Raw genomic sequence first — 20,454 nt, forward strand, 5'->3', positions numbered from 1 at the left:
CCGCTCGATCGGAGCGCCGGTGTCCCGCACAGTTCATCAGAAGGAAAGTCATGACTGCTGACTCCGTCTCGGCCGTGCCGAGGCCACCCGCCCGCCCATCCGCCCCGGAGATCACCGGCGCAGAGGCCGTCGTCCGCTCGCTCGAGTTGCTCGGCGTCACGGACGTCTTCGGTCTTCCGGGCGGGGCGATCCTCCCGGTCTACGACCCGCTGATGGACGCGTCGCAGCTGCGCCACATCCTGGTGCGGCACGAGCAGGGCGCGGGACACGCGGCCGAAGGGTACGCCTCCGCCTCCGGCAAGGTGGGCGTCTGCATCGCGACCTCCGGACCGGGGGCGACGAACCTCGTCACCGCGATCGCTGACGCGTACATGGACTCGGTCCCGTTGCTCGCGATCACCGGTCAGGTGTTCTCGACGCTGATGGGGACGGATGCCTTCCAGGAGGCCGACATCGTGGGGATCACGATGCCGATCACGAAGCACTCCTTCCTCGTGAAGGATGCGGCGGACATTCCCGGCGCGATCGCGGCCGCCTATGAGATCGCCGGCACAGGCCGTCCCGGTCCGGTGCTCGTGGACATCACGAAGGACGCGCAGCAGGCCGTGGCCCCGTTCGTATGGCCGCCGAAGATCGACCTCCCCGGCTATCGGCCGGTGACCAAGGCACACGGCAAGCAGATCCAGGCGGCGGCTGCCCTCCTCGCGGAGGCGAAGAAGCCGGTGCTGTACGTCGGCGGCGGTGTCGTCCGCGGCCGCGCGGCGGCCGAGCTGCTCGAGCTCGCCGAGTCGACAGGCGCGCCCGTCGTCACGACCCTGATGGCGCGCGGTGCCTTCCCGGACTCGCATTCCCAGCACCTGGGCATGCCCGGGATGCACGGCACGGTTCCCGCAGTCCTGGCGCTGCAGGAAGCCGACCTCATCGTGTCGCTCGGTGCTCGCTTCGACGACCGCGTGACGGGCAAGGCCGCCTTGTTCGCACCGCACGCCAAGGTCGTGCACGTTGACATCGACCCCGCCGAGATCTCGAAGATCCGCACCGCCGATGTGCCGATCGTAGGCGATGTGCGCGACGTCCTCACCGACCTGGATGCGGCCTTCCGCGGCGTCATCGGCAGCGGCAAGCCGGACATCGAAGAGTGGTGGTCGTACCTCGACGGGCTGCGGAACGAGTTCCCGCTCGGCTACGCGCCGACGACCGACGGCCTGCTGGCTCCGCAGTACGTGATCCAGCGCATCGGCGAGCTCACCGGTCCGGAGGGTATCTTCGCCTCCGGCGTGGGTCAGCACCAGATGTGGGCCGCGCAGTTCATCAAGTACGAGCGTCCGAACGCCTGGCTGAATTCCGGCGGTGCGGGCACGATGGGCTACTCGGTGCCCGCGGCCATGGGCGCCAAGGTCGCCGAGCCGGAGCGCCAGGTCTGGGCGATCGACGGCGACGGCTGCTTCCAGATGACCAATCAGGAGCTCGCGACCTGCGCGATCAACAACATCCCGATCAAGGTCGCGATCATCAACAACTCCTCGCTGGGCATGGTCCGGCAGTGGCAGACGTTGTTCTACGACGGCCGCCACTCGAACACCGACCTGAACACCGGGCACGGCACGATCCGCATCCCCGACTTCGTGAAGCTCGCGGAGGCGTACGGCTGCCTCGCGATCCGCGTGGAGAAGGAAGAGGAGGTCGACGCCGCCATCCGGCTCGCGCTGGAGACGAACGACCGCCCCGTGGTGATCGACTTCGTCGTGAGCGCCGACTCCATGGTGTGGCCGATGGTGCCGCAGGGCGTCAGCAACAGCTATGTCCAGTACGCGCGCGACCACGCGCCCGCGTTCGACGAGGAGGACTGAGCCATGTCGACCCATGTCCTGAGCCTGCTGGTGGAGAACACCCCCGGCCTTCTGACCCGCGTCGCCGGCCTGTTCGCGCGCCGGGGCTTCAACATCGACTCCCTCGCCGTCGGCGTGACCGAGGTTCCGGGGATCTCCCGCATCACGGTCGTCGTCGATGTGGAGGAGCTGCCGCTCGAGCAGGTGACGAAGCAGCTCAACAAGCTGATCAACGTCATCAAGATCGTCGAGCTCGACCCGGCGTCGTCCGTGCAGCGCGAGCACATGCTCGTGAAGGTGCGCACGGACAACGCCAGCCGCTCGAACGTGATCGAGGTCGTCAACCTTTTCCGCGCCTCGGTCGTCGACTACGCCGCCGACGCCCTCGTCATCGAGGTCACCGGAGACAAGGGCAAGGTCGAGGCGCTGCTGCGCGCACTGGAGCCCTTCGGCATCAAGGAGATCGCCCAGTCCGGCCTCCTCGCGATCGGCCGCGGCGGCAAGAGCATCACCGAGCGCGTCCTGCGCGGCTGACCTTCGACAGACTCGGGGACCGCGTGTCCCGCACAACCACAACCAAGGAGAGAAACCAGTGAGCACCGAGATCTTCTACGACGACGACGCCGACCTGTCCCTGATCCAGGGCAAGAAGGTCGCCATCGTCGGCTACGGCTCGCAGGGCCACGCCCACGCCCAGAACCTGCGCGACTCGGGCGTCGAGGTCGCGATCGCCCTCAAGGAGGGCTCGAAGTCGGCCGCGAAGGCCGAGGAGGCCGGCTTCCCCGTGAAGACCGTCGCCGAGGCGACCGAGTGGGCCGACGTCATCATGATCCTCGCGCCGGACCAGCACCAGCGCACGATCTACAGCGAGTCCATCGCCCCGAACCTGACGGCGGGCAAGACCCTGGCCTTCGCGCACGGCTTCAACATCCGCTTCGGCTACATCGACGCGCCCGAAGGCGTCGACGTGATCCTCGTCGCCCCCAAGGCACCGGGCCACACCGTACGTCGCGAGTTCGTCGCCGGCCGCGGCATCCCGGACATCATTGCCGTCGAGCGCGACGCGTCCGGCCACGCCTGGGACCTCGCGCTCTCGTACGCGAAGGCCATCGGTGGCACCCGTGCCGGCGTCATCAAGACGACCTTCACCGAGGAGACCGAGACCGACCTCTTCGGCGAGCAGGCCGTGCTCTGCGGCGGCATGAGCCACCTCGTGCAGGCGGGCTTCGAGACGCTCGTCGAGGCCGGCTACCAGCCGCAGATCGCCTACTTCGAGGTGCTCCACGAGCTCAAGCTCATCGTCGACCTCATGTGGGAGGGCGGCATCGCCAAGCAGCGCTGGTCGATCTCCGACACCGCCGAGTTCGGTGACTACGTCTCGGGTCCGCGCGTGATCGACGAGCGCGTCAAGGAGAGCATGAAGGGTGTCCTGTCCGACATCCAGTCCGGCGCGTTCGCGAAGCGCTTCATCGAGGACCAGGACAACGGGGCCGAGGAGTTCCTCGCTCTCCGCGCCAAGGAGGAGCAGCACCCGATCGAGGCGACCGGCAAGGAGCTGCGTTCGCTCTTCGCCTGGAAGCAGCAGGACGAGGACTACGTCGACGGCAGCGCCGCGCGCTGATTCGACTCGCGAACGAACGGGCGTCCCTCCGGGGCGCCCGTTCGGCGTTCCGCCCGGCATTCGTCAGCACAGACATCCGATGTCTGTGCCAGGATGGACGCATGCGACAGGAATGGTTTGATGACGCCCGCTTCGGCATGTTCGTCCACTTCGGCCTCTACAGCGGGGCCGCGCGGCACGAGTGGGTGCAGAACTACGAACGCCTCACCGACGAGGAGTACCGGCCGTACTTCGACAATTTCGATCCCGATCTCTTCGACGCCAGGGCACTCGCGAAGACCGCCAAGGAGACGGGGATGGGTTACGTCGTGCTCACCACGAAGCACCACGACGGCTTCTGCCTGTGGGACTCGAGGCTGACCGACTTCACCTCCGTCGCGGCGGTCGGGCGCGACCTCGTGCGCGAGTATGTCGATGCCCTCCGTGCCGAGGGCATCCGCGTGGGGCTATACCACTCCGTCATCGACTGGCATCACCCCGACTTCACGGTGGACTGGAACCACCCGCGACGCGACGACGAGAACGCTCGCGCCCTGAACGAGGGGCGCGACATGGCCCGCTACCGCGAGTACCTGCATGGCCAGGTCCGGGAGCTGCTCACCGACTACGGCGACATCGACTACCTCTTCTTCGATTTCACCTACCCCGAGTCCAAGGACGGCTGGGCGGGTAAGGGGCCGCAGGACTGGGACGCCGAGGCGCTCCTCGCGCTGTGCCGGGAGCTGCAGCCGGAGATGCTGGTCAACGATCGACTCGGGATCCCCGCGGACTTCGTGACGCCGGAGCAGTACCAGCCGACAGCGCCGATCGTCCGGGACGGCGTGCCTCTCGTTTGGGAGGCGTGCCAGACGCTCAACGGCTCGTGGGGCTACCACCGGGACAACACCGACCAGAAGTCGCCGGCGCTGCTCGTGCAGATGCTCGTCGACTCGGTGTCGATGGGCGGCAACATGCTCCTGAACATCGGCCCGGACGGGCGTGGGGCGATCGCGCCCCGGGACGCGCAGACCCTCGCGGAGATCGGCGAGTGGATGCGCCTCCACGACCGCGTCGTGATCGGGGCCGGTCACGCGCCGTTCACGCCGCCGCGGGAGGGCGTGTACACGCTCCGCGGCGATCGCCTCTATCTGAGCCTGTTCAGCTGGCCGCTCGGCTTCGTCCATCTGCCCGGCCTCGCGGGCAAGGTCTCATATGCGCGGCTCCTGAACGACGGGTCCTGGCTGCGCACGAGCGTCAGTGATCCGGACCAGCAGGCCGACCTGATGACCCCGGCCGGGGAGGCCGAGGGGACCCTGACGGTGCACCTTCCGGTGCGTCGTCCCGACGTGCTGATGCCGGTGATCGAGCTGCGCCTCACGGGGGAGTGACGACGACGGTGGCGGCGGCTCAGGTCGTCGCCACCGGGATCTCCATGCCCTCGAGGGCGAGGCGGGCGGCGCCGTACAGGATGGCGTCGGCGCCGGTGGTGGCGGCCTCGATCCGCAGCCGCTGGGTCGCGAGCGGGTGGCAGGCCTCGTAGACCCGGCTGCGCACCGCGGCGATGAACGGCTCCGAGGCGCTCATGCTTCCGGTCAGGAACAGGGCGTGCGGGTTGAAGAAGTTCACGACCCCCGACAGTGCCTGACCCAGGTGGGTCCCCGCGGTGCGGACGAGTGTCGTCGCCAGCGGGTCCGCGTCCCGTGCCAGCGTCAGGACGTCTGCCGTGGTGCGCACGCCGGTGGTGCCGCGCTCGCGCATCTGCCGCACGAGGCTGGCGCCGCTGGCCACGGTCTCCAGGCAGCCGGTGTTGCCGCAGGAGCAGGGGATGTCCCCGCTGCCGTCGATCCGCGTGTGCGTGATGTCTCCGGCCGCAGCGGTGGCCCCGCGGTGGATGTGCCCGTCCACGATGATCCCGCTGCCGATCGCGGTGCCCGCCTTGACGGTGATGCTGTGCTGCGTGTGCCCGAGCTGGCGACGGTGCTCGCCGAGCGCGGCGAGGTTGGCGTCGTTGTCCACGACGACCGGGACGCCGTGGCGTGCCGACAGGTGTTCGCCGACACGGAATCCGGGCCACCCCGGCATGCGTGATGGCTGGTCGACGGAGCCGGTCGTGACGTCGACCGGGCCGGGCAGGCTCACCCCGATCGCGTGGACCCGGGTCTCGGCGAGCAGACGCTCGAACACCTCCGACACTCTCTTCAGCGTCGCCTCCGGGCCGTCCGCGACGTCGATCGCGATGGTCTCCGAGTGGAGGAGGCCGCCGCTGAGGTCGTGCCGTCCGATGCGGGCATGGCGGCCGCCGAGGTCGGCGGACAGGACGATGCCGTCACCGGCGATCCTGAGCACGCGTGGTCGTCTGCCGCCGCGGGAGGTGCCGGCGCCCGCCTCCTCCAGGACGCCCGCGTCGAGAAGGGCCTGCACGCGCAGGCCGACCGTCGACGCGGCGACGCCGAGCGCGGAGGCGAGCTCAGAACGGGAGCGAGCCTGCCCCCGCGCGACGAAGTCGAGGATGCGCCGCGTGTGCGGATCGTCGACGGGGGTGTCGGCGGGGTTCGTCATGGAGATCCTTCGTCTCGGAGCATCGTCAGCGTAGCGGGGGTGCCGTCTGTTTCGGGGGAATGACGAATGATCACCGCCTGATAAACATCGGATGTTCAGCTTGCGGCACCCTGCGAACTATGACAGCGTAACTTCATACGAAATCCTAATTGGTTAGTTCGAGGCTCGAAATAACCGTTCCCTTCTCAGGAGGCATTCAATGAAGAAGTTGCGTGTGGGGGCTGTCGCCGCTGTCGCGGGCGTGGCCGTGGCGATGACCGGCTGTGCGAGCAGCGGGGGATCCGGAGGCTCGGCCGACGGCGACACCATCGTCGTGGACATGTGGGCCGGCAGCGAGTCGGACGTTGACGCGCTCGAGGCGCAGATCGAGTTCGCTCAGAAGCAGAACCCGGACATCGAGATCAAGCTGCAGACCTCGCCGTGGAGCGACTTCTTCACGAAGCTGACGACCAACATGGCCAGCGGCAACATGGCCTGCATCACCGGTATGAGCGGAGCACAGCTCGGCGGCTACACGGCCGGCTTCCGCGAGCTCAGCGAGGACGACCTCAAGACCGCCGGAATCGACTGGTCGGAGTTCAACCCGAGTGCGGACGGCATCCTCAGCTTCGAGGGCAAGGTCTACGGTGTTCCCTTCGACGTCGCGACCATGCTCGTCTACTACAACCAGGACATGCTCACCGCTGCGGGTGCTGCCACTCCTGAGATCGGCTGGACGTTCGACGACTTCGCCACGATCGCAGCCGACGCCACGAAGGACGGCAAGTACGGATTCGGCATGGGCATGGGCGGCTACCAGTGGATGTCGATGCCGATCGCCTACTCCGCGACGCAGCCCGCCTCCGAGGACGGCACGCTGCACATCGACGACGAAGCCTTCGTCGACGCGGCCTCCTGGTACGCGGGCCTGGTCACGGACAAGAAGGTCGCGGCACCGGTCGCGTCCGCGTCGGACACCGGCTGGGGCGAGAACCAGTACACGGGCGGGAACGCGGCGATGGCCGTGGACGGCACGTGGAACGCGGTCAGCTACCTCAACAACGAGTCCGGTTTCGCCGCCGGCATGGTGCCGCTGCCCGCGGGCGTGGACGGCAACCCCGGCCCCATCCTCGGCTCCGGTTACGGCATCGCCGAGAACTGCAAGAACCCCGAGGCCGCGCTGAAGGTGCTCGGGTCCCTCGTCGGCGAGGACGCGCAGGACTACATCGCCTCGTCCGGCCGCTCCTACCCGGCTCGCATCTCGTCGCAGCCGCTGTACTTCGAGTCGATCGACGAGCAGTACCGCGAGCAGGTGCAGTCGGTGTTCGAGGCCGCGTTCGGTGACACGGTGCCGCTGTACATGACCAAGAGCTGGCAGAAGCTCGACAGCTACATCCAGCCCAACCTCGTCAGCGTCTACAACGGCCAGATGACGATGGAGGAGCTGCTGTCGAACGCCCAGGCGCAGTTCGGCGAGTGAGCCGGATCCGGCCCGCGCAGCAGTAACACAGAAAGACAACGAGATGACGATCACGACGAGACGTCGGGGATCGCTCGCCAAGGTCGAGGGCCGCCAGGCGCTGGGTTTCGCAAGCCCAGCCCTGGTGGGCCTCGCCCTGTTCACGATCGTGCCCGTGGGGCTCTCGATCGTGATGAGCGTCTTCGACTGGCCGACCTTCGGCGAACGCACCTTCAACGGAGTGGACAACTACGTCACGCTGTTCACCAGCAGCCCGGACTTCTGGCCCGCGCTGCGCAACTCGGCGGTGTACACGCTGCTGTACGTGCCGCTGAGCGTCGCTCTCTCGCTCGTGCTCGCGCTCGGACTCGGTCCCCGCATCCGCGGCCGCGGGGCTCTCCGCGTCCTCTTCTTCATCCCGGTCGTGACCCCGATGGTCGCGAACGTGCTGGTGTGGAAGATGATGCTGCAGCCCCAGGGTCTGTTCAACGGCCTCTCGGTCACCTGGTTCGGGGTCGAGCTGCCGAACTTCCTCGCCGACCCCAACTGGGCGATGATCATGGTCGTCGTCATGAGCGTCTGGCAGGGGCTCGGCTACAACATGCTGATCTTCTCCGCCGCCCTCGAGCAGCTCCCGGAGAGTGTGCTGGAAGCCGCGAGCATCGATGGCGCGCAGGGCTTCCGCCGGGTCTGGAGCATCATCATCCCGATGATCTCTCCGTCGATCTTCTTCGCGACGATCATGACGATGATCACCTCGCTCCAGGTCTTCGTCCAGCCGCAGATGCTCACCGGAGGCGGCCCCGGCAACGCCACCAAGCCGCTCGTGATGTACATCTGGGAGCAGGGCTTCACCTTCGGCGATCTCGGGCTCGCCGCCGCCGCCGCATGGATCCTCTTCGCGATCATCATCGCGATCACCGGCATCCAGTTCGCCGCACAGAAGAAGTGGGTGCACTATGAGCACTGAGACCCTCGTCCGGCCCACCGGCACCGCCCCGCGGCGTGAGCGCGAGCGGGAGCGAGCGCGCGGTGCGGCGACCACGCCGGGCGCCCGTGCGCGGCTGATCCTCGCGCACGTCACCATCTACGTCGCGGCGCTCATCTTCATCGCGCCGCTCGTCTACGCGTTCTTCTCGGCCCTCAAGCCGAACTCGGAGATGTTCTCGATGCCGCCGACCCTGGTGGGCTCCGAGATCCGCTGGAGCAACTTCGTCGACGTCTTCGCGTATGGACCGTTCCTGACCTACATCATGAACTCGTTCATCGTGGCGATCGGGGGCACCCTGGTCGTGCTCGTGGTGTCCACGACGGCCGGATACGCGTTCGGGCGCCTGCGGTGGAAGGGCAGGGACGCGGTCTTCGTCCTCTTCCTCGCCACGCTGATGGTGCCCGCCGAGGTCCTCGTGATCCCCATGTTCCAGGTCATGCAGTGGTTCAACTGGGTCGACACCTACCAGGCGCTGATCCTGCCCTTCGCGTTCGGCGCCTTCGGGACGTTCCTGATGCGGCAGTTCTTCCGCGGCATCCCCTACGAGCTGGAGGAGGCGGCACGTGTCGACGGCGCGGGCCCCATCCGGTCGTTCCTGCAGATCATCCTGCCGCTGTCCAAGTCGGCCGTCGCCGTCCTCGCAGTGTTCACGTTCCTGTCGTTCTGGAACAGCTACCTGTGGCCCCTCATCGTGACCGTCGACTACAACGCGCACGGCACCCTGCCCGTCGGTCTGGCGAGCTTCGCCGGCCTCACCGGAACGCGCTGGGACCTGCAGATGGCGGCTGCCATCATCTCGATGATCCCGACCACGCTGCTCGTCATCGTGCTGCAGAAGCACCTGGTCAAGGGCATCGCGATGGCCGGACTGGGCGGACGATGAGCGCGGTCGGGCAGCAGACGGACCACACTCGACGAAGCCTCACGCACGCCGGGCCCGACCTCGCCCTGGCGGGGGTGGACATCGGGGGCACGAAGATCGCGGCCCTCGTCGTGGACCCCTCCGGAGACATCCTCGCCCGAGGCAGCGTGGCGGCACCGGCGAGCGTCGGAGGCTCGGCGATGGCGGACGCGGCAGCCGGCCTCGTCGCACGGCTGGCAGCTGAGGCCGGTGTGTCGGTCGCCGCGGTGGGGGTGGGCGCCGCGGGCGTCATCGACCACGAGAGCGGCACCATCCGCGCCGCGTCCGCCCTGTTCGCGGACTGGGCGGGCTTCCCGCTCGGCCCGGAGCTGGCGCAGCGCCTCGGCGTGCCGGTGCGGGTGGAGAACGACGTGAACGCCTTCCTCCTCGGTGAAGCCGCCGCGGCGGGTCCGAGCGTTCCCGACGTGCTCGGTGTCATGCTCGGCACGGGTGTCGGCGGCGCGCTCGTCATCGGCGGAGAGCTACACCACGGCCCGCACGGCGCGGCCGGGGAGATCGGACACACGCCCGGCTACAGCGACCTCGTCTGCACCTGCGGGCAGACCGGGCACCTGGAGACCCTGGCCTCCGGGACGTCGATCGCCCGCCGGTACGAAGAGCGCACCGGACGCTCGGTGAGTGATGCGAGGGACGTCGCGGAGGTTGCTCGTGCCGGTGATGCCGACGCGCGCGCGGTGTTCGACGCCGCCGGGCGCGCGCTCGCTCTCGCCTGCGCCAGTGCGGCGACGCTCCTCGACCTGCCGACCGCGATCGTGGGCGGCGGCGTCACGGCGGCCTGGGACCTCCTGGCGCCGTCGATCGAGCGGACCCTCCGCACCGACGCCCCGGTGTCCGGCATCGCGCTGCGCATCGTCCCGGCCGTCCTGGGCGCCGACGCCGTCGCGCTCGGCGCCATCGAGAGCGCTCGGCGCGCTCTCGCCCCCGTTTCCTGACCACGACTGCGACCGCAGAGGAGAACAGCACCGTGACCGTACGCCCGGAAGCCCACGAGATCTGGATGGGTCCGCTGCCGCCGCTCGCCGAGGGCGGGCTCGCGCGGCCACGGATCGGCATCGGCGGCATCTCCATCGAGTCGAGCACCTTCTCCCCGCACATCTCGGGGGACGACGCCTTCACGATCCACACAGGCGACGCGTTGCGGGCGTACTACCCATTCCTCGATGCCGGACGTGAGCTCGCCGAGGCCGCGGAGTGGGTCCCGCTCACCCACGGCCGGTCGCTGCCCGGCGGCGCCGTGGACCCGGACACCTATCAGCGGATGAAGGATGCGCTCGTCGAGGGCATCCGCGCGCAGGGGCCGTTCGACGGCTTCTTCTTCGACATCCACGGCGCGATGAGCGTCGTCGGGATGGACGATGCCGAGGGCGATCTGGCCCTCGCGGTGCGCGACGCTCTGGGGCCGGACACCCTCGTGTCCACGTCGATGGACCTGCACGGCAACGTCTCGGAGACGCTGCGCGATGCGGTGGATCTGCTCACCTGCTACCGCATGGCGCCGCACGAGGACTGGCTGAACACGAAGGAGCGGGCGGTGTGGAACCTGCTCGACCGTCTCCGTGGACCGCACGGCGGCGACGTGCAGGCGCGGCGGCCCTTCACCGCCTGGGTGCCCGTTCCGGTGCTCCTGCCGGGGGAGAAGACCAGTACGCGGCTGGAGCCCGCGCAGAGCATCTATGCCGAGCTCCCCGAGATCGAAGCCCTGCCCGGTGTCATCGACGCGTCGGTGTGGATCGGCTACGCGTGGGCGGACGAACCGCGCTGCCAGGCCTACGTCGTGGTCACCGGCGACGACCGGGAGGTCATCGCCCGGGAGGCGGAGCGCGTCGCCCGGATGTTCTGGGAGGCGCGGGAGGACTTCGTCTTCGTCGCGAAGACCGGAAGCCTCGACGACGCTCTGGAGGAGGCGCTGGCCCCCGGTGCCCCGCGTCCATACGTGATCTCGGACTCCGGGGACAACCCGACGGCCGGGGGAGCGGGGGATGTGACCTGGACCCTTGCCCACCTGCTCCTGCGACCCGAGCTCACCGACGGAACGCACACGACGCTGGTCGCCTCGATCTTCGATCCGCGAGCGGTCGCCGAAGCCTTGGCGGCGGGCGTCGGTGCGACGGTCACGCTGTCCGCCGGAGCAGCGGTCGATGCCGGACCTCACGGACCGGTCGAGATCAGCGGCACGGTGTTCTCGATCACCGATGGCGACCCGGACGCCGGCACCCAGGTGGTGATCGCGGTCGGCGGGCTGCACGCCATCGTGACCGCGCGCCGCAAGCCCTTCCACCACCTCTCCGACTTCCGGATGCTGGGCCTCGAGCCGACCACCGCCGACATCGTCGTGGTGAAGATCGGCTATCTGGAGCCGGAGCTGTATGAGCTGGCGGCGGGGTGGACGCTGGCACTCACGCCGGGTGGGGTGGATCAGGACCTGCTCCGGCTCGGGCACCACCGCCTGCGCCCCGGGGTGTTCCCGTTCGACACGACCGGCGACCCCGACCTGACCGCGGTGGTCGTGCGCCGCGGCGCCGACGAGGAGGACACGGCATCATGATGAACTTCGAGAAGCGCACCGGCCCCGACTTCGGTGCGGCGGCCCCGGTCTACCCGGCGAACGGCGTGCCGGACTGGTACCGCGACGCCAAGCTCGGGTTCTTCGTGCACTGGGGCCTGTACTCCGTGCCGGCGTGGGCCGTGCAGCACGGCGAGGGCGTGAACATCCCCACCGAGGACGCCTACGCATGGCACCAGTACGCGGAGTGGTACGGCAACACGGTCCGCATCCCGGGAAGTCCGACGTGGGAGCGCCACCAGCGCACCTACGGTCCCGGGACCTCGTACGAGGACCTCGCCGACCGATGGGACGCCGCCGCTTTCGATGCCGACGCCTTCGTCGGCGAGCTCGTCGCGGCCGGAGCGCGCTACGTCGTGCCCACGACCAAGCACCACGAGGGGTTCTGCCTGTGGGACACCGCGACCACGCGATTCAATGCCGTCGCCCGCGGCCCCCGGCGCGACCTCATCTCCGAGTTCCACGACGCCACGCGCCGCGCCGGAGCCAGGTTCGGCGTGTATTACTCCGGAGCGCTCGACTGGCATGTGAGCGACTTCCCGCCGATCGAGTCCGACACCGACCTCTTCCGCTTCCGTCGCAACGACGCCCACTTCTCCCGGTACGCCGCCGCGCAGTTGGAGGAACTCGTGGAGCGGTTCGCTCCGGACGTCCTCTGGAACGACATCGAGTGGCCGGACGGCGGCAAGGGCACGGAGGAGTACGCCGTGGCCGCCCTGCTGCAGCGCTATTTCGACGCCGTCCCGGACGGGGTCGTGAACGACCGCTGGGGCGTGCCGTACCACGGCTTCCTCACCCGCGAATACACGGACATCCCGGACATCATCCCGGAGCCGTGGGAGTCGACCCGCGGACTCGGCTACTCGTTCGGGTTCAACCAGGCGGAGGACGAGCGGCACTCGCTCTCCGGGACGGCTCTGATCCGGCTCCTCGTCGACGTCGTCGCGAAGAACGGCAACCTGCTCATCAATGTCGGCCCTGCGGCGGACGGCTCGATCCCGGCGCTGCAGCGGACCGCGATGCAGCAGCTCGGCGGCTGGCTGGCCGTGAACGGCTCGGCGATCTACGGCACGCGGCCCTGGACGCGGATGGGGGAGCGGACGGGAACCCCTCGCCGCTACACGACCTCGGCGGACGCGGTCCACGTGCACGCGCTCGACCCGGCGACCGGCGCGCTCGAGCTGCCGCCCGAACTCGAGGCCGCTGCGCTGTCGTGGGCCGACGGCACCCCGGCCCGGGCATCCGCGGACGGCGGCCCGACCCGCGTCGTGATCCCCGCCGGTCTCCGCGACGCTCCGGTCGCCGTGCTCACCGCGCACGGCGCCTGACGCACAGGGACGCCAGATAGGGCCCCGCCGGTGTTCCGGCGGGGCCCTATCCGTGCCGGGGCTCAGGGCGCGTGCGCTCCTCGAGCACCTCGATCACGTGGCGGTACGGGCGGCCGGTGGCCCGGGTCATGCCGATCTCGCACGTGCGGTTCGCTGAGACGAAGGCGTCGAAGCCGCCGCGGGCCGTATCGGCGGCCGCGACCTCGGCCGATTCCTGCTCGGTCGCGCTCGCGGTGAGCTCGGGGTGCAGCATGCCCCGGTCGCCGGCGAACGCGCAGCATCCCCAGCCGTCGGGTACATAAACCTCGTCCGCGACGGCGGCAGCGATTGTCGTCAACGCTCCCGTAGCGCCGAGCGCGGTGGTCGAGCAGGTCGGGTGCACCGCGATCGAGGGGAGCTTGGCGTCGACGGAGAGGCGCGGCAGCACCTCCCGCGCGACGAACGTCGTCGCGTCCTCGATGCGGAGCCCGGTGTACTCGGGATGGGCGGCGACAGCCTGGGCGAGCATCACGTCGAGACCCTCGGTGCAGGAGGCAGCGTCGCAGACGACAGGAAGCTCGCCGTGCCGACTGGCGTCCCAGAGGGAGGCCAGCACCCGGTCGGACATGAGGCGGTAGCCGTCGAGGTGACCCTTCGACTTCCACGGCGTCCCGCAGCAGAGCCCGCCGTTCTCCTCCGGGACCACGACGGGGATCCCGGCACGGTCGAGCAGTGCGCGGAGGGCATCACGGGAGCCGGGGCCCTCGTCCTCCGGGCCGAACATCGTGCCGATGCAGGCTCCGAAGAACACGGCCTGGGCATCCGGCGGGGAGACGGGTCGGGGTGGGGCGGAGCCGCCGCGGGGCAGGCCGCCGTCGTAGAGCGGCACGGTGTCGGCGCCGAGCACCGCCCGTCCGATCCGCGTCGCACCGCGCACGAGCGGAACGGGGAGTGCGTCGGCGACCGTGAGCGCCACGCCGCCGGCGCGAGTGACGGTGCTCCAGTGCTTCGCCGCCGTTCCCCAGGCGGCGCCCTCCACGGCGTTCTCCTGCTCGGCGCGGAGGCGGCGGACGAGGTCGCCCGTGTTGATGTCCACCGGACACGCCACGCCGCACATGCCGTCGACGGCGCAGGTCTGCACGCCGTCGTAGTCGTAGTCCGCGCGGAGGTCGCGCAGCAGCGCCGTATCGCCCTGTTCCTCGGCCCAGGCCATGTCCCGTCGCAGCACGATGCGCTGCCGCGGGGTCAGGGTGATGCTCTTGCTCGGGCACGTGGGCTCGCAGTAGCCGCACTCGACGCAGCGGTCCACCTCCCGCTCGACGCTGGGCACGCGCTTGAGGTCCTGGAGGTAAGAGTCGGGGTCGTCGGACAGCACGACGCCGGGGTTCAGAATCCCGTCCGGGTCGAACAGCCGCTTGATCTCCCACATCATGTCGGTGAGCTCGTCGCCGTACTGCCGCCGCACGAAGGGCGCCATGATCCGGCCGGTGCCATGCTCCGCTTTCAGCGATCCCTCCTGCGCGAGGACGAGTTCGACGAGATCGTCGGTGAAGCGGCGGTACCGCGCCACGCTGTCGGGATCGTCGAAGCGCTCGTTGAGCAGGAAGTGGACGTTGCCGTCCTTCGCGTGCCCGAAGATGACCGAGCCCTCGTAGCCGTGCTCTGCGAACAGTTCGATCAGTCGTTCGCAGGTGGCGAGCAGCCGCGGAACCGGTACGACGATGTCTTCGAGGAGGGCGGTCGTACCGGACGGGCGGGCGCCGGCGACCGCGGTGTAGAGGCCCTTGCGGACGTGCCACAGCGCGGCGCGCTCTCCTGCATCCGTCGTCAGTCGTGGCGCGACGGCGAGCGGGAGGGTGTCGAAGTGCGCCTGCGCTGCCGCACTCTCGCGGGCGAGGGCCTGGTCGTCGGCGGCGTGTACCTCGACGAGCAGCGCAGCATGGCCCTGGACGTCGATCTCGGAGATCGCGGCCGGCACGTCGCTCAGGCCCTGGGCGACGCGCAGCGAGGCGGCGTCCAGGAGCTCGATCGTCGCGAGTCCGAGCTCCGTGAGAGCGGGAAGCGCGGTCATCGCCGCCGACAGCGTCTCGAAGACGAGCAGGCCCGTGGCGATCGCCGGGCGCACCTCGATGGTGCGGAAACGCGCCTCGGCGACGAACCCGAGCGTCCCTTCCGATCCGATGAGGAGGTGTTCGAGGATGCGCACCGGGTCGTCGAAGTCGAGCAGGGCGTTGAGGCCGTAGCCCATCGTGTTCTTCATCGAGAACTGCCGACGCAGGAACGCGACATTCTCGGGGGAGGCGAGCAGGCGCTCCCGCAGGGAGGAGAGCCCAGCGAACAGCGCGGGTTCCGAGGCGCGGAGGACGTCAGCGGCATCCGGGCGTCCGGTGTCGAGGATCGTGCCGCTGGGCAGGACCACCACCATCGACGTGATCGTCTGATACGAGTTCTCCGTGATGCCGCAGGCCATACCACTGGAGTTGTTCGCGACGACGCCACCGATCGTGCACGCGATCTCGCTCGCCGGGTCCGGTCCGAGCTTGCGGCGGTAGCGGGCGAGCCGCGTGTTCACCTGGCGGACGGTCGCTCCGGGGCCCACGCGAATCGCGGCGCCGTCGTCCTCGACGTGGATGTCGCGGAAGCGGCTTCGCGTGTCGACGAGGATGTCGCCGCTGATGCCCTGACCGGAGAGGCTGGTGCCGCCGGAGCGGAACGTGAGCGTGCGCCCGGCCGCCCGGACCGCCGCGAATGCGCGGGCGACGCCCTCGGCGTCGGCGGGCGAGAGGACCGCGTCCGGGACGAGCAGGTAGTGCGAGGCGTCGTGGGCGCGGGCGAAGCGGTCGATGGATCGGGCGTGGACCTGCGTCTCAGCTCCCAGCAGCGCCGGGTCGAGAGGGTGGTCGAGGGTGGTGGGCACGGTGCTCCTCTGCTCCGATTCGAAGATTGTCTGACAAGTGTACTGACGCGTGAACCACTCGCTAGGCTGTTGCGCATGATCTCGACCACGGAGCGCCCGCTGGGGGTGGTCGGCGTGGTCGATGCGGTCACCGGACAGCTGCGCACCCGCATCCTCTCCGGAGAGATCCGCTCAGGGGAGCCGCTCACCGAGGCGGCCGTCTCCCAGGCGTACGGCGTCGCGCGCCCCAGCGCCAAAGCAGCCATCGAGCAGCTCGTGGCGAGCGGCCTCCTCGTGCGGACGGCGCATCGCACGGCGCGGGTGGTCGGTATCGAGCCGGAGACCGTCCGCGACGTCTACCGCACGCGGATCAGACTGGAGAGCGCGGCACTGCGCGAACTCGCGGAGAGCGCCGTCGTTCCACCCGCCGCTGTGGAGGCGAACGCAGAGCTGAAGGCCATGGCCGTGGGTCCCGACCCCGCGACGGTGGATCCCGACCTCCGCTTCCACACGGCGCTCATCGACGCGCTGGGCAGCGAGCGGACCAGCCGCATGTACCGGAGCGTCCTGGACGAGGTGCGGCTGTGCATGGCACAGGTGCAGGGACGGCGCCTCCTCGATGCGGAGCTGATCGCGGCGCAGCATGCGGAGATGCTCGAGGCGGTCGCCACGGGGGACGCGGAGCGTGCGGCCGCGGTGCTCCGCGCACACCTCGCATCGGCCGAGGACCGTCTCGTCGAGGCCCTGAGCGCCTCCTGACGGTCAGTTCGCGTCGGCGGGGGCATCCTCGATCTGGATCGGAGCATCCGTCGGGTTGGCCCAGACGGGCGCGGGGAGAGGCGTGTCGACCTGGCCGGCCTGGATCGCGCGGAGGGCCTCGGTGATCTCGTCGGCATTCTGGGGCACCGCCAGGCCGCACGTGCGCAGCTCGGACGCGAACTGCAGGGTGAGCCGGATCTTCCCCGCCTCGATGGCCTCGGAGGTGGTGCCGGTGCGGATCTCGCTGCCGGTTTGGATCGCGGGCACCTCGTCGCAGACGTGATAGACCTTGCCGCCGTCGACCCACACGACCTCGTCCGCCCCGAGGAGCTGGATCACAGCCGACTGGTCCGCGGTGTACTGCTCGACGGACGGCGGGGCGAAGCTCGTCCCGACGAACGCGGCGAGGACCGCCAGGACGATCCCGACGATGCCCGCGGTCGCCTTCTGTCCTTTGTCCATGTCCTTGTTCAGGAAGATGAGGACCACGAGGGGGAGGAAGGCGACGACCGCGATGATCGCGCCGAGCTGGTTCTGGACGAAGAACCGTGTCCTGTCCGCGCGTCGGGCCGGGTCGAGCGTGTTGGCCTTCTTCCACAGGATCGAGCCGATGATCGACAGCGCGGCGATGATCACCAGGAGGACGAGCAGGGTGACGAAAGCCCACTGCGGGAACTGGGCGGTCGCTCCCTGCTCCTCCAAGAGCCCGGTGTCCGGATCGCGGAGCAGCGTGCCGCCCTCGTCGACGAACTCGCGTTGGCGCAGGAGCCAGAAGATGCCGACGCCCTCGCCGGCGATCGCCAGTGCCCAGAGGACCGCGGCGATGACGCGGAAGCGTGCGGCGGAGGCCTTGGCCTCCGGGCTCGGAGCCCAGCCCGCGGCCGGCTCGCCGGTCGGGGCTCCCGTGTCGACGCGGCGCTGGGCGCCGGAGGACGTGTCCTTGTTCTCCGCCATGGTTGTCCTTTCCCCCGAAAGCCCCCGGCCACTCCGCCGAGGCATCCCCGAGCCTAGTGGCCGCCGTGTCCTACGCTGGAGAGATGACATCCGATTCCGACGACGCCCTGAGCTGGGAGGGCGACGAGAGCGCGGAGCAGCGCGCCCGTGCGGCCGCGCCGCGTTCGGCGCCGGCGCCGGCCCCCGAGCCCGTGAGTGAGGTCGTGACGACCGGTGCCGCAGGGACACCGGCGGAGGACGAGGGGGCTCCGACCGGCCCCAGCAACGCGATGCTGGTCCTCGTCGGCGTCGTCGGTGGCGTCTACCTGCTCTACACGGTCGGCTGGATCGCGGGCGGCCTCCGGCTGCAGCCGCTCGCCTCGTTCCTCGTCGCGGATTTCATGTTCCTGCCCTGGTTCGTGCTGGCCGTCGCGGCGCCCGCGCTGTGGTTCCTCGCGACCTGGGTGCTGACGCGGGGGAGGGCCTCCTGGATCCGTACGGCGGTCCTTTTGGCCGGGGTCGTGCTGCTCGTGCCTTGGCCCTTCGTGACCGTGGGGGTGATCGGCTCGTGAATGCTCCGCAGACACCCTCCGCTGTGGCGACCGGCTCGCCGCGCTGGCTCGTGTGGACCGTGATCGCCCTCGCCGGGCTCTTCTACGCCTACGCGGTGTGGAACGCGGTCGCGCACCTCATCACCATGGCTCAGACCGGTCTCACCGGAACGGGGTGGGCGACCCTTCTGTTCGGCGTGGTCTTCCCGGTGATCGTCTTCGGTTTCGCCTTCGCGATCGGTCGGCGGCGCCGTGTGGGCGAGCTCGCCCTGACGTTCCTCGCCGGGCTGGGCGTCGTCGCGGTGTTCTGGATGAGCCTGCTCGCACTGAGTCTGACGCTGCCGAGCGCCTGAGTCGGATCCGTCGCGCCGTCATACGGCGCAGAGCGGTCTCGGCGCTCCGGTAGAGTTGTCGCGATCGCGCCCCCGACGGTGTGCGGCGCATCGGCCCCTCCCGCCTGTCGCGCTGCCCCGAAGGATCCACTGTGCCGAAGCCTGTCGTGCTCATCGCCGAAGTACTCTCTCCCGCCACGATCGAGGCGCTCGGCCCCGACTTCGACGTCCGCCACGTCGACGGTACCGATCGCGAGGCGCTCTTCGCCGCCCTCGCCGAGTCGGACGCGGTGCTCATCCGCTCGGCGACGCGCATCGACGAGGAGGCGCTGTCGCACGCGCCGAAGCTCAAGGTGGTCGCGCGGGCCGGTGTCGGTCTCGACAACGTCGACATCAAGGCGGCGACGGCCGCCGGCGTCATGGTCGTCAACGCGCCGACGTCGAACATCGTCTCCGCCGCCGAGCTGACGGTCGGCCACATCCTCAGCCTCGCCCGCCGCATCCCGGCCGCGCACGCCTCGCTGGCCGCCGGTCAGTGGAAGCGCAGCTCCTTCACCGGCGCCGAGCTCTTCGAGAAGACCGTCGGCATCGTCGGACTCGGCCGGATCGGCGCTCTCGTCGCCTCTCGCCTCGCCGCCTTCGACATGCGCGTCGTCGCGTACGACCCGTACGTCACCTCGGCCCGCGCCCAGCAGCTCGGCGTGCAGCTCCTCTCGCTCGACGAGCTCGTCGCCGAGGCCGATTTCCTCACGATCCACATGCCCAAGACGCCGGAGACGACCGGCATGATCGGCGCCGAGCAGTTCGCCGCCATGAAGCCGACCGCCTTCGTCGTGAACGTCGCCCGCGGCGGACTCATCGACGAGGAGGCGCTGCACGAGGCCCTCGTCGCCGGTGAGATCGCCGGTGCCGGCCTGGATGTCTTCACGTCCGAGCCCCCGGCCGAGGGTGGCAGCGCCCGCGCGCTGCTCGACCTGCCCAACGTCGTCGTCACCCCGCACCTCGGCGCGAGCACGGAGGAGGCGCAGGAGAAGGCCGGTGTCTCGGTCGCACGCTCGGTGCGGCTCGCGCTCGGTGGCGACCTCGTGCCGGACGCGGTCAATGTCGCCGGTGGCGTCATCGACCCGTACGTGCGCCCCGGCATCTCCCTGGTGGAGAAGCTCGGTCAGATCTTCGCCGCGCTGGCCACGTCGCCGCTCACGAGCCTCGACGTCGAGGTGCACGGCGAGCTCAACGACTACGACGTGAGTGTGCTCAAGCTCGCCGCCCTCAAGGGCGTCTTCACGAACATCGTGAGCGAGACCGTCTCGTATGTGAACGCTCCTCTCCTGGCGGAGCAGCGCGGTATCGCGGTGCGCCTGCTCAAGGACGACGTGAGCGAGGAGTACCGGAACGTCATCACGCTCACCGGCGCGCTCTCCGACGGGTCCCAGCTCTCGGTGTCGGGCACGCTGACCGGACCGAAGCAGGCCGAGAAGCTCGTCGGCATCAATGACCACGCTCTGGAGCTCCCGATCGAGAAGCACCACGTCGTGATGCTCTACACCGACCGCCCCGGCATCGTGGCCGTGTACGGGCAGAAGTTCGGCGAGGCCGGCATCAACATCGCCGGTATGCAGATCTCGCGGATCGCGGCGGGCGACCAGGCGCTCAGCGTGCTGACGCTCGACTCGCCCGTCTCCGAGGAGCTGCTGGACGACGTGCGCGGCGCCATCGACGCCGACCTGTTCCGTCAGATCGAGATCACCGAGGTCTAACGCCGCAGGCAGGGGAG

The 20,454-nt window shown here is 69.6% G+C and carries 17 protein-coding genes; 14 read left to right on the plus strand and 3 right to left on the minus strand.

Annotation, left to right across the window (positions count from 1 at the left end):
- Positions 1-50: 50 nt before the first annotated feature.
- From FY549_RS11500 to FY549_RS11515, 4 genes are all read left to right on the plus strand, one after another.
- Complete coding sequence (locus FY549_RS11500) at positions 51-1,850, plus strand: acetolactate synthase large subunit (protein ID WP_149085140.1); 1,800 nt, start codon at positions 51-53, stop codon at positions 1,848-1,850.
- 3 nt (positions 1,851-1,853) lie between these two features.
- Positions 1,854-2,363, plus strand: a complete 510-nt coding sequence (gene ilvN, locus FY549_RS11505; RefSeq protein ID WP_025103268.1) for an acetolactate synthase small subunit — start codon at positions 1,854-1,856, stop codon at positions 2,361-2,363.
- A gap of 58 nt (positions 2,364-2,421) precedes the next feature.
- Positions 2,422-3,450: a ketol-acid reductoisomerase gene (ilvC, locus tag FY549_RS11510; protein ID WP_060920979.1), complete on the plus strand. Its 1,029-nt coding sequence runs from the start codon at positions 2,422-2,424 to the stop codon at positions 3,448-3,450.
- A gap of 101 nt (positions 3,451-3,551) precedes the next feature.
- The gene (locus FY549_RS11515) at positions 3,552-4,817 is read left to right on the plus strand and encodes an alpha-L-fucosidase (RefSeq protein WP_149085141.1); all 1,266 of its coding nucleotides are present in this window, start codon (positions 3,552-3,554) and stop codon (positions 4,815-4,817) included.
- A gap of 19 nt (positions 4,818-4,836) precedes the next feature.
- Here FY549_RS11515 and FY549_RS11520 read toward each other — a convergent pair whose 3' ends face one another.
- Complete coding sequence (locus FY549_RS11520; RefSeq protein WP_149085142.1) at positions 4,837-5,988, minus strand: ROK family transcriptional regulator; 1,152 nt, start codon at positions 5,986-5,988, stop codon at positions 4,837-4,839.
- A 199-nt stretch (positions 5,989-6,187) separates the two neighbouring features.
- Here FY549_RS11520 and FY549_RS11525 point away from each other — a divergent pair, with 199 nt between their 5' ends.
- From FY549_RS11525 to FY549_RS11550, 6 genes are all read left to right on the plus strand, one after another.
- The gene (locus tag FY549_RS11525) at positions 6,188-7,447 is read left to right on the plus strand and encodes an ABC transporter substrate-binding protein (protein WP_149085143.1); all 1,260 of its coding nucleotides are present in this window, start codon (positions 6,188-6,190) and stop codon (positions 7,445-7,447) included.
- Positions 7,448-7,490: 43 nt separating this feature from the next.
- Complete coding sequence (locus FY549_RS11530; RefSeq protein WP_149085144.1) at positions 7,491-8,396, plus strand: carbohydrate ABC transporter permease; 906 nt, start codon at positions 7,491-7,493, stop codon at positions 8,394-8,396.
- Positions 8,386-9,300, plus strand: a complete 915-nt coding sequence (locus FY549_RS11535; protein WP_149085145.1) for a carbohydrate ABC transporter permease — start codon at positions 8,386-8,388, stop codon at positions 9,298-9,300. Before FY549_RS11530 ends, FY549_RS11535 begins: the two co-directional genes overlap by 11 nt.
- Positions 9,297-10,271 (plus strand): ROK family protein, encoded by a 975-nt coding sequence (locus FY549_RS11540; RefSeq protein ID WP_149085146.1) that lies wholly within the window; start codon positions 9,297-9,299, stop codon positions 10,269-10,271. Before FY549_RS11535 ends, FY549_RS11540 begins: the two co-directional genes overlap by 4 nt.
- A gap of 65 nt (positions 10,272-10,336) precedes the next feature.
- Positions 10,337-11,884, plus strand: coding sequence for a M81 family metallopeptidase (locus tag FY549_RS11545; RefSeq protein WP_276545329.1), 1,548 nt, complete (start codon positions 10,337-10,339; stop codon positions 11,882-11,884).
- A complete protein-coding gene (locus FY549_RS11550; RefSeq protein WP_149085148.1) occupies positions 11,881-13,230 on the plus strand; it encodes an alpha-L-fucosidase in 1,350 nt (449 codons plus the stop codon). The genes FY549_RS11545 and FY549_RS11550 overlap by 4 nt, the downstream gene beginning before the upstream one ends.
- A gap of 46 nt (positions 13,231-13,276) precedes the next feature.
- Here the strand turns inward: FY549_RS11550 and FY549_RS11555 are convergent, their stop codons facing one another.
- Positions 13,277-16,126: an FAD-binding and (Fe-S)-binding domain-containing protein gene (locus tag FY549_RS11555; protein ID WP_149085149.1), complete on the minus strand. Its 2,850-nt coding sequence runs from the start codon at positions 16,124-16,126 to the stop codon at positions 13,277-13,279.
- Positions 16,127-16,201: 75 nt separating this feature from the next.
- On the opposite strand from FY549_RS11555, the gene FY549_RS11560 reads away from it, so the two are divergent.
- Positions 16,202-16,864: a GntR family transcriptional regulator gene (locus FY549_RS11560; RefSeq protein ID WP_149085150.1), complete on the plus strand. Its 663-nt coding sequence runs from the start codon at positions 16,202-16,204 to the stop codon at positions 16,862-16,864.
- A gap of 3 nt (positions 16,865-16,867) precedes the next feature.
- Here FY549_RS11560 and FY549_RS11565 read toward each other — a convergent pair whose 3' ends face one another.
- On the minus strand, positions 16,868-17,818 hold the full coding sequence (locus tag FY549_RS11565) for a DUF1345 domain-containing protein (RefSeq protein ID WP_149085151.1): 951 nt from the start codon (positions 17,816-17,818) through the stop codon (positions 16,868-16,870).
- An 83-nt stretch (positions 17,819-17,901) separates the two neighbouring features.
- Between FY549_RS11565 and FY549_RS11570 the strand changes: the two genes are divergently transcribed.
- The 3 genes from FY549_RS11570 (at position 17,902) to serA (ending at position 20,437) form a co-directional block, all read left to right on the plus strand.
- On the plus strand, positions 17,902-18,369 hold the full coding sequence (locus FY549_RS11570) for a hypothetical protein (RefSeq protein ID WP_149085152.1): 468 nt from the start codon (positions 17,902-17,904) through the stop codon (positions 18,367-18,369).
- A complete protein-coding gene (locus tag FY549_RS11575) occupies positions 18,366-18,701 on the plus strand; it encodes a hypothetical protein (protein WP_200838562.1) in 336 nt (111 codons plus the stop codon). Before FY549_RS11570 ends, FY549_RS11575 begins: the two co-directional genes overlap by 4 nt.
- 131 nt (positions 18,702-18,832) lie before the next feature.
- Positions 18,833-20,437 (plus strand): phosphoglycerate dehydrogenase, encoded by a 1,605-nt coding sequence (gene serA / locus FY549_RS11580; RefSeq protein WP_149085153.1) that lies wholly within the window; start codon positions 18,833-18,835, stop codon positions 20,435-20,437.
- Positions 20,438-20,454: the final 17 nt, after the last annotated feature.

Origin of the sequence: Microbacterium sp. 1S1 (assembly GCF_008271365.1) — a bacterium.
Taxonomy (GTDB): domain Bacteria; phylum Actinomycetota; class Actinomycetes; order Actinomycetales; family Microbacteriaceae; genus Microbacterium.

Bases quoted from the DNA above. Each gene is read 5' to 3' on its own strand.
- FY549_RS11515 (WP_149085141.1), top strand. From the start codon at position 3,552: ATGCGACAGGAATGGTTTGATGACGCCCGCTTCGGCATGTTCGTCCAC.
- FY549_RS11550 (WP_149085148.1), top strand. From the start codon at position 11,881: ATGATGAACTTCGAGAAGCGCACCGGCCCCGACTTCGGTGCGGCGGCC.
- FY549_RS11530 (WP_149085144.1), top strand. From the start codon at position 7,491: ATGACGATCACGACGAGACGTCGGGGATCGCTCGCCAAGGTCGAGGGC.
- FY549_RS11520 (WP_149085142.1), bottom strand. From the start codon at position 5,988: ATGACGAACCCCGCCGACACCCCCGTCGACGATCCGCACACGCGGCGC.
- FY549_RS11540 (WP_149085146.1), top strand. From the start codon at position 9,297: ATGAGCGCGGTCGGGCAGCAGACGGACCACACTCGACGAAGCCTCACG.
- FY549_RS11565 (WP_149085151.1), bottom strand. From the start codon at position 17,818: ATGGCGGAGAACAAGGACACGTCCTCCGGCGCCCAGCGCCGCGTCGAC.
- FY549_RS11560 (WP_149085150.1), top strand. From the start codon at position 16,202: ATGATCTCGACCACGGAGCGCCCGCTGGGGGTGGTCGGCGTGGTCGAT.
- FY549_RS11525 (WP_149085143.1), top strand. From the start codon at position 6,188: ATGAAGAAGTTGCGTGTGGGGGCTGTCGCCGCTGTCGCGGGCGTGGCC.
- FY549_RS11545 (WP_276545329.1), top strand. From the start codon at position 10,337: ATGGGTCCGCTGCCGCCGCTCGCCGAGGGCGGGCTCGCGCGGCCACGG.
- FY549_RS11500 (WP_149085140.1), top strand. From the start codon at position 51: ATGACTGCTGACTCCGTCTCGGCCGTGCCGAGGCCACCCGCCCGCCCA.
- FY549_RS11570 (WP_149085152.1), top strand. From the start codon at position 17,902: ATGACATCCGATTCCGACGACGCCCTGAGCTGGGAGGGCGACGAGAGC.
- FY549_RS11535 (WP_149085145.1), top strand. From the start codon at position 8,386: ATGAGCACTGAGACCCTCGTCCGGCCCACCGGCACCGCCCCGCGGCGT.
- ilvN (WP_025103268.1), top strand. From the start codon at position 1,854: ATGTCGACCCATGTCCTGAGCCTGCTGGTGGAGAACACCCCCGGCCTT.